Annotated in this window: 11 protein-coding genes; 5 read left to right on the top strand and 6 right to left on the bottom strand. The window is 45.3% G+C overall.

From position 1 onward, the window contains the following. The first annotated feature begins 19 nt into the window (after positions 1-19). Positions 20-2,782 carry a putative LPS assembly protein LptD gene (locus BLT07_RS14570; protein ID WP_091871043.1) on the top strand — a complete coding sequence of 921 codons (2,763 nt, stop codon included), beginning with the start codon at positions 20-22 and terminating at the stop codon, positions 2,780-2,782. A gap of 146 nt (positions 2,783-2,928) precedes the next feature. On the opposite strand, the gene BLT07_RS14565 is transcribed toward BLT07_RS14570, so the two are convergent. From BLT07_RS14565 to BLT07_RS14550, 4 genes are all read right to left on the bottom strand, one after another. Next, a complete protein-coding gene (locus tag BLT07_RS14565; protein ID WP_091870342.1) occupies positions 2,929-3,780 on the bottom strand; it encodes an N-acetylglucosamine kinase in 852 nt (283 codons plus the stop codon). Between the two features lie 186 nt (positions 3,781-3,966). Further along, positions 3,967-4,968, bottom strand: coding sequence for a type I glyceraldehyde-3-phosphate dehydrogenase (gene gap / locus BLT07_RS14560; RefSeq protein ID WP_091870338.1), 1,002 nt, complete (start codon positions 4,966-4,968; stop codon positions 3,967-3,969). A gap of 193 nt (positions 4,969-5,161) precedes the next feature. Next, positions 5,162-6,148 carry a 6-phosphofructokinase gene (gene pfkA / locus BLT07_RS14555; protein ID WP_091870334.1) on the bottom strand — a complete coding sequence of 329 codons (987 nt, stop codon included), beginning with the start codon at positions 6,146-6,148 and terminating at the stop codon, positions 5,162-5,164. 134 nt (positions 6,149-6,282) lie between these two features. Next, a complete protein-coding gene (locus BLT07_RS14550; protein WP_245726565.1) occupies positions 6,283-10,719 on the bottom strand; it encodes a translocation/assembly module TamB domain-containing protein in 4,437 nt (1,478 codons plus the stop codon). 225 nt (positions 10,720-10,944) lie between these two features. Here BLT07_RS14550 and BLT07_RS14545 point away from each other — a divergent pair, with 225 nt between their 5' ends. Continuing rightward, positions 10,945-12,066: a tRNA (adenosine(37)-N6)-threonylcarbamoyltransferase complex transferase subunit TsaD gene (locus BLT07_RS14545; RefSeq protein ID WP_091871034.1), complete on the top strand. Its 1,122-nt coding sequence runs from the start codon at positions 10,945-10,947 to the stop codon at positions 12,064-12,066. On the opposite strand, the gene BLT07_RS21750 is transcribed toward BLT07_RS14545, so the two are convergent. After that, positions 12,029-12,226: a DUF433 domain-containing protein gene (locus BLT07_RS21750; protein ID WP_449421127.1), complete on the bottom strand. Its 198-nt coding sequence runs from the start codon at positions 12,224-12,226 to the stop codon at positions 12,029-12,031. The two genes, BLT07_RS14545 and BLT07_RS21750, sit on opposite strands and share 38 nt — an antisense overlap. Before the next feature lie 177 nt (positions 12,227-12,403). On the opposite strand from BLT07_RS21750, the gene BLT07_RS14535 reads away from it, so the two are divergent. Continuing rightward, positions 12,404-13,111 carry a 16S rRNA (uracil(1498)-N(3))-methyltransferase gene (locus BLT07_RS14535; protein WP_091870331.1) on the top strand — a complete coding sequence of 236 codons (708 nt, stop codon included), beginning with the start codon at positions 12,404-12,406 and terminating at the stop codon, positions 13,109-13,111. Positions 13,112-13,133: 22 nt separating this feature from the next. Here BLT07_RS14535 and BLT07_RS14530 read toward each other — a convergent pair whose 3' ends face one another. Beyond that, the gene (locus BLT07_RS14530; protein WP_091870326.1) at positions 13,134-13,997 is read right to left on the bottom strand and encodes a sugar phosphate isomerase/epimerase family protein; all 864 of its coding nucleotides are present in this window, start codon (positions 13,995-13,997) and stop codon (positions 13,134-13,136) included. A 277-nt stretch (positions 13,998-14,274) separates the two neighbouring features. On the opposite strand from BLT07_RS14530, the gene BLT07_RS14525 reads away from it, so the two are divergent. After that, positions 14,275-14,985, top strand: coding sequence for a galactosamine-6-phosphate isomerase (locus BLT07_RS14525; RefSeq protein ID WP_091870322.1), 711 nt, complete (start codon positions 14,275-14,277; stop codon positions 14,983-14,985). Positions 14,986-15,090: 105 nt separating this feature from the next. Continuing rightward, positions 15,091-15,696 (top strand): DUF4159 domain-containing protein, encoded by a 606-nt coding sequence (locus tag BLT07_RS14520; protein ID WP_091870318.1) that lies wholly within the window; start codon positions 15,091-15,093, stop codon positions 15,694-15,696. The last annotated feature ends 51 nt before the right edge of the window (positions 15,697-15,747 follow it).

Raw genomic sequence — 15,747 nt, 5'->3', positions numbered from 1 at the left:
AAAAATAGGATATATAGCCTTGCAATCAAACAATCGTCATTTAGTATTACTGGTTTTGCTATTTGTCGGCGTCTGGTCGGCGGTCGCACAGGAAGACGGTTTGATACCCCTGCCCATTAAGGCCGAGCAAGATACGATCATCGCACCGCTCTATCCGAATCCCATTAAAAAAGATACCCTGCCGGCTCAAGATTCCACCGCCGTAGTTCCTATCAATGGCAAACAGCCCCTGTTGCTTGACAAAATCAGGTACAAGGCCAAAGATTACGTAAAGCTCAGCCAAAAAGACCAAAAAATTTATCTTTACGACGAAGCGGAAATTTATTATCAGGATACCGAACTAAAGGCCGGGAAAATCACAATGGATTATGTGAAAAACGAAGTCTACGCGGGCCGTATAAAGGATTCCCTTGGGAATTATACCCAGCTGCCTTTTTTCAAGCAGGGCGATAATGAGGTACGGCCGGACAGCATCCGCTTTAATTTCGATACCGAAAAGGCCTTGATCTTCAACTCACGTACCGAACAGCAGGCCGGATTGGGCCAACTGGGCAGCGATGCCATGAAAGTGTATGCGGAGGTCACTAAAAAGGAAAACGATTCGGTCTATTTTATGAGCGAGGCCAAAATAACGACGTCAAAGGACACCGTAAATCCCGATTATTACATTCGATTGCGCAAGGCCAAGTTTGTACCGAAAAAGAAGGTGATTGCCGGATTTAGCAACCTGTATATCGCCGATGTACCGACCCCGATCGGCCTGCCCTTCGCCTATTTTCCATTGACCACCGGGCGTACGGCCGGTCTGATGATGCCCACCTTCGGCAACGATCCCAACCGGGGCTACTTTTTACAGAACGGGGGGTACTATGTACCTTTTTCCGAATATGCGGATATAACCCTTACCGGTGATTTTTACACCAATGGTAGCTATGGCTTTCGTACCCAAAGTGTCTATACGAAGCGGTACCGATATCGCGGCAATGTGAATTTCAGGTACGAAAATCTGGTGACCAGCCAGAAAGGTTTCGACGATTATAGCAATAGCACGGCCTATAACATTCAAATATCGCATTCGCAGGACCAAAAGGCGAGTCCGAATTCCCAGTTTTCGGCATCCGTCAACCTCGGTAGCAGCTCGTATTACCAGCAATCACTGAACCAGGTCAACTTACCGCTGACCCAGAACAACAACCTATCGTCCTCGATTTCGTACTCAAAGACCTTTCCCGCGTATCCATCCGTGAATATGAGCCTTACGGCGACACACTCCCAGAATACGAGTCCTTCTGCCCGAGAAAATCCCGATGAAAAGAACATTCAAATGACCTTGCCCACCTTTCAGGCGAGTATGGAGCGGATTTTTCCCTTTGCCAAACGCGATGGCATCAAGAAAGGCGTGATACAGAACGTTAACTTTCAGTACGATGTCAACGCCCGCAACCAACTGACAACGAACGATGCGGAGTTTTTTACGGCCAAAATGTTCGACGACGCAAAGTTCGGCGCCCGGCACCGTATCCCCATCAGCACGAATTTTAAGGTCGCCAAATTTTTTAGTGTCAGTATGGGCGGTAGTTATGAGGATGTTTGGGCGTTGGAAACCTTTCGTCAGCGCTATCAACCGGCTACCGATGCTGACCGGGGCATTGTGGTAAGGGATACCATACCCGGTTTCGACCGATATAACACCTATAATCTTAGCGCGAGTATCGGCACCACGATCTACGGCACCTTTACTTTCGGGGAAGATAAGAAGATACAGGCCATTCGACACGTGATGCGGCCGTCCCTAAGTTACGGGTATGCCCCCTCGTTCGATCAGTTTTATGATGAATATTTCAACTCCGACCTTGACGAACTGGTACAATATAGCCGGTTCGAAGGTACTTTGAACGGCGCGCCCAGTCTTGGTAAATCGAACAGTCTCAGTTTTTCGTTGGCCAACACCCTCGAGGCCAAAGTAACGGATAAGGATTCTACGGCCACCGAGGCCAAAAAGGTGCCCATTCTGAGCAATTTCAATCTTTCTACGGGCTATAATTTTGAGTCCGACTCGCTCAAAATAAGTCCCTTGCGCATCAACGGCGGCACCAACATACTGAACAATAAAATGTCTATCAATTTTTCCGCAGGCCTTGATCCGTATGCTATCGACAATAATGGAAGGCGCATCAATACGTTTAATATAAATAACGGTGGAAGTCTTTTACGCTTAACGGCCGCCAATATCAATATCGGATATTCCATTGATAGCAAGACTTTTGGCAAAAAGAAAGAGGAAGAAGAGGAAGAGGATGAAGCGGGTGCCTACGATTATGTGGCCCAGAGTGGCGGCCGGGACGATGACCTTTTCGGACGTGCCGATAATTACGACAATCGATTGATCGATGACAAGTATGGGGAAGATGAGGACGAGGATGTCGAAAACCCGCCCTACGCCACAAAAATCCCATGGAATTTCCGACTAGCCTATTCCGCCAGCTACTTCAATTCCGCACGTCAGAACGAATTCAGCAGCCATTCCCTCATGTTCTCCGGTGATATCGAACTTTCGCCACGGTGGAAGGTCGGCGGGTCATCGGGCTATGATTTTAAGAATAAAGGGTTCACCCTGACCCAGCTCCGGTTCGAGCGCGACCTGAAAAGTTTCCGCATGAACTTCAATTGGACCCCGTTCGGCACCTACTCCCGCTGGTACTTTTTTATCGGGATAAAAAGCTCCCTGCTTAGCGATCTGAAATGGGAGAACCGCAGTCAGCCATCTAGAAGGCGACGATAGAAGTTGAACGTTCACGGAAAAAATGAAATACTTGCAACCTTGAACAGCTGCGAAATAGCGATTATACTTTAAACCACGGGCACTACAATGATGACTTTAGCCAGCCTTGTAATTAAATTTGGTTTTTGAATTTGATTTTGATTTTGTTACAGCGTCTCCCGGTGAAACTCCATCAAGCCCTCAATGGGCCTCTGGCGGATAACCCCTACGATCAAATCATTGCGCTCGAGAACGGCGGTCAGTTCTTTGCGGAGGTAATGGGCAATGCTTCCCACAAAGTTGATGGGCACCTTGGTGGCCAAATCGAATTGCATGATGTAGTTATTGATGAACTGCTGAAAGCCCTTATCGATAACACCCTTTGAATACGGGTGATCTTTGTTCTCCACAAGAAACCGGGCGAAGGTGGCCAAATACGTATTCGGATTGGGCTGCTTGTAGAGGTTCTCCTTAATAACATCGGCCTCGAGATCGTATCCCTCGGCGAATTTTTCCGCCAAATCTTGCGGCATCTTGTTAAAATAATAATCCCGTATCAATTTTCTTCCGAAGAAATTACCGCTTCCGTCATCCATGGGAATATACCCCAAAGAGGTCACTTTTTGATGCAGGCGCTCACCATCATAATAACTGCAATTGGAACCGGTGCCCAAAATACAGACAATACCTTGATGCCCTACCTTGGTCGTTGAAAAAATGGCGGCAAAGGTGTCTTCCTTGACATCGGCCTTGGCTTTGGGAAAAAAATCCTTAAAAATTTCGGCCAAAAACTTTTTCATGCGATCGGTACCGCAGCCCGCACCGTAAAAATGCAACTGGGTCACCTCATCTTTATTCTTGGAGAGCTCGAAATTGTTGGCCAATCGGTCTTCGATGACGTTCCGGGTCAAAACTTCGGGACTCAGTCCCAATGTCTGGGTGATGAACAATTGGTTGCCATTTTTGTCTAAGGCTATCCAGTCGGATTTTGTTGCCCCGCTATCTACAATTAATATCATAAGCTGTGTAATTTAATTTCAAGCACCAAATCTCAAATTCCAAATTCTGAAAAACGTAATGAAATGAATAGACATTCAGAGTGTGTTTAGAAAAAATCGTAATCGGTAAAACGTAACAAAAAGAATCCTGAAAATAAGCAAAATTTTGCCTAATCTCAGGATTCAGTTAAAAAAATACCTTAAAAATTACAAACTTGCCACGTGCTGTGCCAAATCTACCATTTTGTTGGAGAATCCGGCTTCGTTGTCATACCAGCAAATCAGTTTAAAGAATTTGGAATTCAGTTCCATTCCCGCACCGGCATCGAAAATACTGGTTCGGGGATCGCTAACGAAATCTTGGGATACCACCTCTTCTTCAGTATATCCTAAAATTCCCTTCAAATCTCCTTCCGAAGCGGTTTTGAATGCTTTTTTGATTTCTTCATATGAAGTTTCCTTCTCCAAACGCACGGTCAAATCCACAACGGAAACATCGGCGGTCGGCACCCTGAAGGCCATTCCCGTAAGTTTTCCTTCCAAGGCCGGAATTACTTTGGTAACGGCTTTAGCGGCACCTGTTGAAGCAGGTATGATATTCAACATAGCACTTCGGCCACCTCTCCAATCTTTTTGGGATGGGCCATCTACGGTCATTTGCGTGGCGGTCGTAGCGTGAACTGTAGTCATCAAGGCTTCTTCGATGCCAAAACTATCGTTCAATACCTTGGCCATGGGTGCCAAACAATTGGTCGTACACGAAGCATTGGATACGATTTTATCGGATGCTTTCACCTCTTTATGGTTAACGCCCATGACGAACATAGGAGCATCGGGCGAAGGAGCGGAAATCACTACTTTTTTGGCACCGCCGTCGATATGCTTCTGCGCCATGTCCAAAGTTTTGAAAATTCCGGTACATTCGGCAACGATCTCGACACCTACGGCATCCCATTTTATATTTTTGGGCTCTCTTTCCGCGGTGATCCTTACGGTCTTCCCGTTGACCACTAGGTGTCCGTCCTTAACCTCTACCGTACCGTCGAAATGACCGTGAACGGAATCGTATTTTAAAAGGTAGGCCAAGTGCTCGACTTCCAAAAGATCGTTGATAGCGACGACATCGACACCTTCTCTTCTGACTGTCTCACGAAAGACCAATCTTCCGATGCGTCCAAATCCGTTAATTCCTATTTTTAAATCTGACATAGTATTCTGTTTTTAGGATTAAAATTATGTTTTATGTATTACACCCATGTTGGGTGCGGTATGCTAATGATTATCGTTTCAAAACTATCTGTTTTCCTTCTAAACTCCTAAACTAAAGTTGTTCAATACATAGGAGTCTATGTTCAATTTTCGAAAAACGCAGCTGTTTTGGTTCGATTCCCGAGTGCCACAACTAGGTGGTCATGATTTCTGAGACGCGTATAAGTTCTTTATCTATTTTGGTATGCCCTTTGATAGCCTTACTGATCGGGGTCAGAATAATCTTATTATTTTGAACACCGACCATAAAATTCGTCATGCCCTCCAACAGGCTTTCCACGGCCTTCACCCCCATTCTGCTCGCAAGCACGCGATCGTAGCACGAAGGTGCGCCGCCTCGCTGCATGTGCCCCAGTACGGAAACGCGTACATCATATATAGGAAGGTGTTCCTCGACATATTCCTTGAGCTCGAAAACACTTTTGCCTATCTTGTCACCTTCAGCAACCACTACGATACTTGATGATTTCCCGGATTTTTTACTGCGCTTCAACGATTCCAACAAACGTTCCAAGCCCCGGTTTTCCTCGGGAATCAATATCTCCTCGGCTCCGGCACCTACGCCGGCGTTTAGCGCAATATGGCCGACATCACGGCCCATCACCTCTACAAAGAACAATCTGTTGTGCGAACTTGCGGTATCCCTGATCTTGTCGATGACGTCTACCACGGTGTTCATTGCCGTATCGAAACCTACGGTGTTCGAGGTACCGAAAATATCGTTATCGATCGTTCCGGGTATACCGATAATCGGAAAGTGGTATTCTTCGTTGAACGTCATTGCCCCATGAAAGCTACCATCGCCTCCGATGACCACAAAGGCATCGATACCTTCGGCACGTAGCTGTTCATAGGCCATCTTACGGCCTTCGGGCGTGCGGAACTCGTCACATCGGGCGGACTTCAATATCGTACCTCCCTTATTAATGATGTTGTTGACGCTTCGGGCATCCATAGGTTTGAAATCGCCCTCGATCATACCTTGATATCCTCTATAGATACCTACACAATCGACCTTCATATAAGCACAGGTACGAACGACGGACCGTATGGCCGCATTCATGCCGGGGGAATCGCCACCGGAAGTCAAAACCCCAATTTTCTTTATTTCTGGACCCATTAAAAAAACTAAGCTGCAAAATTACAAAACTTGTTCCAATTCAAGTAGGGCGCAGGCTGCTAATTTGAATTATTCGTAGCATCTCAAACGTTTTCGTAGAAATAATAGATGGAAACTGACAATAAGTTGAAAAATTATCGCCCGCCATTCAACTTCGATTTCGGGTAAAACCGCAACAGGCTGTCTTTGCCCATCACCGCGGTAGGTACCTTATCGAGATCCGGCAAATCTTCTTTGGGGGCCGCATCCTTTTTTAGGAGTTTTCGAAAAAGCGCGCTGAAACTATCAAAATCGACTTCATAAGAAATACCGACTCCTTGGGTATACCCCAGCCTATCGGCCAGATATTCCCGTATTTCGTTTTCACGGTTAAAAAACTTAGCGCTTAAGGTACCTTCTTCGTTCAATAACAACTCAATCTCGAAATCCCCGGCAACTACGGTTTCCCTCGTCCCCCCGACCGGCACGCCCACCTTGCCATTGAAGAGCAACCTATCGCTGATCTGTGTCGATACCGTGACCCCGACCCGGCTCTCTGTCTCAAAGGCCGTGCTACGGTCAATAAAGCCCTGTTCGTAGGAAAGACCCAAATTGAAATTATCGTTCTCGCCCAAAACTTGGTTCAGGAGTCCCGATGCGGATTGTAATAAGTTGCCGGTCACCGCCTGTTGGTTGATGCCGGTCTGGTCGTTGACAAAGGAGCCTTGGGCCAACAGAAAAAGGGCATTGCGTTCTTCGACCGCGGGATCTTGTAACCGATATTGTAATTGGGACTGAATAATGGAGTTCGTACCCGGAAAATCAATCTTGAAAGCGATATCGGGACTCTCAAGTTCATTGGTCAGTTTAATGACCACCTCGGTAGGTATGCGCCGTCTGTAGTCCGAATTATCGAGCAACGGTGCCGGGTTCGCGTTAAGGGCATAGACTGCTTCAAGGTCTAAGGTTGCTTTGAGCGGCTCGCGGTCCCAGACAATGGTACCGCCCGGTTTTACCTGAAAAGTTTTGTTGATCACGCCCCCGAACTTGTAATTGTATTCCCCTTCTACCACGACAAAATCCCCGTACATCTCGAAGGCCCCGAGCGTGTTGATTCGGATGAGAATAATCCCCACTCCGCTTCCCCTAAGGGAGCTTCCCGTTTCGGTATCGGTAACGATCTCTACCTCGGCTTCGGGGGTTACGTCTAGGTCGAAAGTAAGCTCGAGCCCCTGAAATTCATCCAAGGTGCGTGTTTCGTCGATACTATCGAGTCCGTTTTTTTTGACAAAATTAATGAAGGAATAATCCCCGATGGATGCCACGTCGCTCAAGGGAATTTTCAACGAGGTTCCGCGGGCCGTTTCGCCTTCCACTTTTATGTTCAATGCCTTTGTGGGACCAAAAATCCTTCCTTTTCCATTTAGGAATCCAGTGCCGTAGTACAATACTTCCTCTTCAAAATCGGTATTCAAAACGAGCAATCGATCGTTCTGGGTATCCACATTAAGATCTAATAACCAATTATCGAAAAAGGAGTGGCTTATCGTACCGTCTAAGGTCGCCTTTGTTTTTTTGGCGACATCGGTTATTTGTATGTTATCGAAATCGAAAGTCTGCTTGTACAGGTTTACCCGTGAACTATTCGCAAAACTATAATCCACATTAAGATAGGGCACTCCCAATCCGGCATTATTTAAAGTAAGGACGCCCTCAAAATCGGGATTGTTCACAGGGCCGGTTATGGTGGCGGTACCGGTAACATCGCCTCTGATATTGCGAAGAATGGCCTCGCCCAATGGGGCGAAAGGCTCAAGGTCAAAGCTGTCGAGACTGACCGAAAGATCCGCCACGGGCATGTCGCCCTGATTATTAATAGTGCCTATAACACTTAGTTTTTCACGACCCTTGTTTTTTATCTGCGTGTTTACCGAGAATTCGGTAAGGTCTTTATTACCCACGATACCAAGCGCCAAATCGCCCAACCGGATATTGTTGATGGAAAAATCTTCGATGCCCAAGTTCGAGGATGGAAGGTAAATATCGTCTTTTTGAAGTATGTTCAAGGTACCGTTCACCTCACCCTGTAATTTCAGGCTGTCAATGGCAGGTGTGATTTTATCCAGCGATACGATCTTGAACTGTAGTTCGAGATCTTTATACGTAGAGTCGGCCAGTTCGCCACGAAGTCGGATCTGTTCTTCTTGGCTGTTGTTCATTACGATTTCCCGAATATCGATACTATCCAGGGTGCGATTGATGATTACTTTGTTTTTGTTGTCATTATCTTTGTTCAATACCCAGGTATTGCCCTTAAAGCTCACCTCAGAGGTCTTTAAACCGATAACGGACTTATTATCGGCGTTAAAAGTGTGGTAAAAATTAAGGTTGTAACTATCGTCAAACTCTCGGCCGCCCTTGAATTCCGTTCTAAAGAAAAGCGTATCCTTCAAGGTAGTGTTGATCAGGTTAAAATCCTTGACATCATAAAAGCGGTTCGAAAGATCGCCTACGGAAATAAAGGTGTTGAACAAAGGGTTCTTGTTGTCGATCCGGATGTCGATATTATCGGCCTCATTGCCGAAGGCCTCAATACTTGGTGATTTGAAATTTAATTTAAAATCGCCCTCGTCCGCCACGATATCTCCCTTAATAAAAGTATTGGGATCAAACTTCACCTCGGGAAAGAACACATCGACAATCTTATTGTAGATCTTAAAATTAAAGGCCAACGTCTGCCCACTGGAAATCTTGAAGGGCCGATAGTTGGTATAAATACTTCCGAGGGAATTCTGGAGCAATTTACCCAGCTCTTTCACCTTAAAATTACCTTTCAGGTATCCGGTGATTATATCGGGGGAATTGATATCAATGATGCGGATGGAGTCGTTCTCGAAACTGGAAGACACCTTGAAATCCTCAAAATAGTAGACCTCGTTCTTGTTCTTGAAAACGGTTTTGGTAAACGAGATGTCCCCCATCAGATCGTCCAGGGTGTTTCCGGTAACGTTCATGTTTACGTTGCCTTTAAAAATTGAAACGCTGTCATTGATAAAATGTAGGCGTTTGAGGTCGGCGTAGTCTACATTGGCATTAAAATTAAAATCGTTTTGCGCAGAGCCAAAGTCGGCCAATCCGTTAAAATCGAATTTCACATTCTCATCATCGACGACCAGGCTACCGTCAAAAAGTTGATCTTTTAAAATACCGGATACCTTGATATTCTTATACGTATAGTCGTTAAAATTGAGCGTATACACCTCACCGATAACCTCGGTGTTCAGGGTTTTTTGCAAGAACCCTTTTCCCTCAATGTTGACATCCAAGGTCGTTTTTCCCAATCTTTTGTTATCCACAAAATCGCCTAGGTCAAAATCCATCAATGAAATAAATCCTTTATAGGTCGCATTGTTGATGTCGTTTACCCCATTTAAAGTTACGTCAGCATAGCTACTTCCGATAGCGGTATTCAAATTTACCTTGGCGTCAATGGAAGTATCGGAAATAGTTGCATTTCCCCGGATGGTAAACTGGCCCAATTTCTGAAAAACGACCGGCGGTAATGATTTGCCAATGATGTTGGGCATCAAGGACCGCAGTTCGTAATAGCTAGAGCTTACGTTTTTCATATCGGCCTTCATGATAAAAGGTTTGGTCTTCGTAAACAGGTTCTTGAAATTGAAATTGCCCCGAATACCGGTATTGTCCGATTGCAGGAATAGCTGCTCGGTGGTCAGGTCGTTCAAAACCCCGCTGAGCTGCGAAGAAAAATTTACCTCCTTGCCCTTTCCGAACTGATCGTAAAGCATGTTTATCTCGTCGAACGCCACGGTAGAATCGTCAAAATCGGCGGTCAGCTTTACCTTGTTCAGAAAATCCTCGAAATCCGTACGTTCATAATCGAATACCAGATTCCCCTTCAAATGCGACCTTGGGGTATTGATTAGCAACGAATCGAAGCGCATCTGCTCTCGGGTATACTTGAATTCGGTTGCCATTTTCTCGACCACGATGCCCCTACCGCTTTTAAAGGACATCGCTTTGATATCTGCGGTGACCTGGGGCCCCGATATTTGAAAATCCTTCGCGCGGATATTAAGGCCGGTGAAATGTAGCATTTGCTCCGTTTCCCGATTTTCGTCTATGAGGATGAAATTACTATTGGCTATCTCGACATCGGACGAGGAAAAGAAAAAGGACGGTCTGTTCGGGTCTTTTGGGCGGCCATCGTCCAGTTTATCGATAAACACCTCCAGATTCGTACTTGTGGTATCGCGGTAGGTCTTGAGTTTAAAATCGAGCTGGTCGATATCGATATCCCCGAATTCGAGCTGGCCCTTGATCAGGTTTCGAACGCTCAATATGGAAGTCGTGAGCTCATTGACGTAGAAAAGCGTATCCCTTTGATAATCGGCGATATAAACGCCCTTTAGATTGGTATCCCAGGAAATCAACGAAATACGCAGCCTATCGATACTGATATGCGTACCGAAGTCTTTGTTGATGGTATCGGCGGCATACCGGGCAAAACTGGTTTGAACGATGGGCAATGAGAGTATCAGCGTACCCAAAACACTGATCAGCAAAAGCACCAGTACGGTCCGGATCAGTATTTTTCTCAGTTTTTTGATAAAGCGATATTTGTTAAATGCTGATATTGAAACAGTTCAATGCGCGACGTTACCTTCTACAGGTTCATAGATCGTGGCCATCCCATTGAATATTAAATTTTTTTCCCTCAAAAACCAAAGTAACCAATTATTTCAGGTTAGCACTGAATTTAAATACCTTTGTTCCCAAATTTTATTCCAAACACGGTGAAACAAAAAAATAGTTACATTCTTGCCATCGAGTCGTCATGCGACGACACTTCCGCTGCGGTTCTAAAGAATAAAAAAGTGCTCAGCAATGTGGTGGCCACCCAAAAAATACATGAGGAGTACGGGGGGGTTGTACCCGAACTTGCCTCTCGGGCGCACCAACAAAATATTGTTCCCGTGGTACACCAAGCTTTGGTCAAGGCAAATATCGACAAAAAAGACATATCAGCCATAGCTTTTACACGCGGACCGGGCCTTATGGGTTCTTTGTTGGTGGGCACCTCTTTTGCCAAGTCCCTGGCCCTGGGACTGAATGTTCCGCTGATCGAGGTCAATCACATGCAGGCCCATATTTTGGCGCACTTTATAGAGGATGAGGATGAAGGAATTGGCAGGGACGAAGAAATTGGTAGGGACGAAGGAATTGGTAGGCAGCAAGGTAGTAAAGGGCGTAAAGGCAAGAACGAGGATAGCAGTGTCCCAGAATTCCCGTTTTTAGCGCTAACCATCAGCGGCGGTCATACCCAGATCGTTCTGGTCAAGCATCATTTCGATATGGAAATCTTGGGCGAAACTTTAGATGATGCCGTTGGGGAAGCCTTTGATAAAAGTGCCAAGATAATGGGACTTCCCTACCCTGGCGGTCCTTTAGTCGATCGATATGCCCAAGAAGGAAATCCCGATGCCTTTCCCTTCCCTAAACCCAAAGTAGACGGCCTCAATTTCAGTTTTAGCGGACTAAAAACTAGTATTCTCTATTTCATTCAACGGGAAACGGCGAAGAACCCGGATTTTGTAACCGAGAATTTAAAGGATATCTGTGCTTCGATACAAAAAACCATTGTAGGCATTTTGATGGATAAGCTCAAAAAGGCCTCGAAACAGACCGGTATTACCCGAATTGCAATTGGTGGCGGCGTATCCGCCAATTCCAGTATCCGGATGGCCCTCAAGCAAGCCGAAAAAAAACGCGGTTGGACCACCTACGTACCGAAATTCGAATACTGCACCGACAACGCCGCAATGATAGGCATTGTGGGTTATTTGAAATATCAAGAAGGGTTATTTGCCAATCAAGCGGTTACCGCGAAGGCGAGGTACGGAATCGGTAGTCATTAGCAATAGTCATTAGTTTACGTTCGCGGTCGGCAGCAAAGGCAATATATGCTTTCAGGTCTTCACGGGTGGGGTCTTTAAAATCATCGAGGGTCTTTGCGTCGGTCATATTTGAGGCCAGGTATTCCAAAACATCATAAACTGTGATTCGCAATCCACGAATACAGGGTTTTCTCCTCTTTTATTGGAATCAATCCTTAAATAATCCTGATAGTTCATGTTTGAAGAATGTTTAATATTTCAAAGATTACTGTTATTTGAGGAGGACAGCCCTGTAAACTTCTTGCCCTCGAAGTGTAGGGATACTTACGATTGAACTTTTTTCCGTAATTTAGTTTTTATGCAACTCTTCTACAACCCCGATCTCGACAGTAGCGTTTCACAATTCACATTTCCGGAAGACGAAAGCAAACACATCATAAAGGTGCTGCGAAGGAAAGCGGATGATATTTTGCACATTACCAACGGAAAAGGGCAGATGTTCGAGGCCAAAATAATTGACGCCAATCCGAAAAGATGTATGGCGCAGGTTATTTCCAATGCCAAAAAGCACCGGGGAATGTATTGGTTCCATCTCGTTGTCGCGCCACCAAAATCGAATGATCGCTTCGAGTGGATTTTGGAAAAAGCGACCGAAATCGGCGTGAATGAGATAACGCCAATCATCTGTGAACGCTCAGAACGCAAGACTGTCAAACAAGAACGGTCAGAAAAGATAGTGCAGTCCGCTATGAAACAGAGCCTGCGATCTTATCTTCCCCAGCTGAACGAAGCCATCTCCTTCAAGGATTATTTGGAAAAGGAACACAAGGGACTTCTTTTTATTGCCCATTGTACGCAAGATGCGAAGGTCGAACTAAAACGAAGGGTGGCACCCGATCACGATGTTACCGTGCTCATAGGCCCAGAAGGCGATTTCTCCGAAAACGAAACAAAATCCGCCGAGGATAAGGGTTTTTTGGCGGTGTCGCTCGGAGAGGCCCGATTGCGAACTGAAACCGCAGCCATTGTAGCGTGTACGGTGGTGACTATGATCAATAATGGGTAACCCTGAATTTAGAATTGAACTGTTAAAGATTTTTTAAATATCTAACACTATCCTTCAACGTACCGGGATTCGACTCCATCTCGACATAGGCAACTTGAACACCCCCCTTTTTAGCGGCGGCGAAGAAATCTTTCCAATCCGCAATTCCCTGTCCCAAAGCGATTTCTTTGGTGGTATCTTTTGGATTGTAATCTTGCATATGGGTTGAAATAAACCTACCCGGGAATTTGTTAAAATAGGCAGAACCTTGAACACCCATGGTGATCGGCTGGGTCTGATATTGCATTTTCACAGCCTCGGGATCCAACAGCTCCAATATCACGTCATACTCATACTTGCCATCGAACTTGGTCTCGAATTCTGAGATATGGTTATGGAAGCCCGCAATCATGCCCGCTTTTTTTATCTTTTCTCCCATGGCGTTCAATTGGGTACATTTCTCCTTCAGATCGTCCAGGCTTTCGGAATGTAGCCCTCCCGAGGCAACAAAATGTTCAAGACCCATTTCGTTGGCGAATTCGATACGCTCATCAAGGTTTCCTTTCATCTCGTCCCAGGTAAAATGGCTGCTATTGCATTTCATTCCGGTATCAGTGATCTGTTGCATCAGTTCTTTGCCCGAATATTTGGCCAAAGGCTCAAAAGGCCCCAGATAGCCTTTGGGCGAGCACATTTCGACATATTCATAGCCCATTCCGGCCATTTTGTTCAACGTACCATTAAGGTCCTTACCGATATCTTCCCGTAGCACGTACGACTGAAAGCCGATAGGTAAAGCTATCCCTTTGTTTATAGGAGCAGCAAAAATTGCGGTCGGCATTTGCGATAGAAATCCTACCGATGCCATGGTCATTGTTCCCTGGGACAAAAATTGTCTTCTTTTCATTGTGTTCCGTATTTATGTATTACTGCTTTCAAGTGTTTTATTGTAATTCATGGCAGGCCAGAAATCATCACCCCTTATCAATTGGCGAATAGTTAGGTTGATTCCTAGTTATAATTGATTCCTAAATGTAACAAAAAAATAGTATTTTCAATTTTAAAAAAACCAATCATATATACTTATTATCCGAAACAGTAGGTTTCGATGGGTCTGTTCGGATATCTTGGGGCAAGTAGTACGCGCATGACATTTGTTCTGGTTAACCAAAACTATTGCTGATATGAAAGTGCAGTACTGTAGCGATTATGGAGAAATGAGCCGTTCGGGCAGCGATTCGATCGTTGCCGATTTAAGGGAAAAACCCGGACAATTGATTTGTGCCGCTACGGGAAATTCCCCGGTTGGGGTCTACCAAAATTTGGCAGCAAGCTACTTCGATGAAAAGGAAGTATTTAAGAAACTAAGGATTATAAAACTCGATGAATGGGGCGGAATACCTTCTACTGACCCCAATTCATGTGAAACCTTTATCCAAGAAAAAATCCTCCGGCCTTTGCACATTTCAAGCGACCGGTATATTGCGTTTAAAAGCGATCCGGTTTCCCCCAGAAAAGAATGCCAGCGGATACAAAAGGAAATCCGGCTCAATGGTCCGATCGATATCTGCATCTTGGGGTTGGGAAAGAATGGCCACATCGGGTTCAACGAACCGGCAGAGGCTTTGAATTCAAATTGCCATATGGCCCGCCTATCACATCAATCGCTACAGCACGCTATGGCAAATACCATGGAAATCAAGCCCAGGTATGGATTGACCCTTGGCATGGATGATATTCTCCAATCTAAAAAAATAATTCTTTTGATTACCGGATCGAACAAGCAAAGTGTGATTTCTAAATTACTGTTGAAACGGATTACTAAACAGTTACCAGCATCCTTTTTGTGGTCGCACACCAATGTCGAGTGCTTTATCGATTCAACCGCATTGTGATTATTCATACCTTTGACACTTATTGACACCATTATGGTTACACACTATTTTGTACGTTCAAGCCTTAGAAAAATTCGGCGTTGCACGACTTTCTGCCTCTTTTTTATGGCAATGGCCAATGCCCAGGAAATTGCCGTACTTAAGTACAATGGTGGTGGGGATTGGTACAGCAACCCCACGTCGCTGCCGAACCTGATCCGGTTCTGTAATGCCCATATCGGCACCAAAATCACAGAAAAACCGGAAACTGTAGAAGTGGGAAGTTCTGCTATTTTTCAGTATCCTTTTTTGCACATGACGGGCCACGGCAACGTTGTCTTTTCCCAAGAGGAGGCCGAAAATCTTCGTACCTATCTGGAATCCGGCGGATTTTTACATATCGACGACAATTACGGAATGGCACCCTATCTCAGAAAAGAACTGGTCAAAGTCTTTCCGGATGCGGAATTAGAGGAATTGGGCGCGGACCATCCCATTTTTAAGAAAATATACAAATTTCCGGAGGGCCTTCCAAAAATACACGAACACGACGGCAAACGGCCTCAGGCATTTGGTATTATGCATAAGAACAGGCTGGTACTGTTGTTCACTTTCGAAAGCGACCTCGGCAACGGATGGGAAGACCCTTCGGTACACAACGACCCCGAGGAAGTACGCCAAAAGGCACTTGAAATGGGGGCTAATATTGTAGCATATGCTTTTGAGCACTGAAATTCAATACTAGGTAGCAGCAGCGGTAGACAAAACGAGAAAACTTCATAT

Source organism: Pricia antarctica (assembly GCF_900101815.1).
GTDB classification, from domain to species: Bacteria; Bacteroidota; Bacteroidia; order Flavobacteriales; family Flavobacteriaceae; genus Pricia; species Pricia antarctica.
The sequence above is the reverse complement of the archived record's forward strand: the minus strand, read 5'-3'. Positions and strand labels throughout refer to the sequence as shown.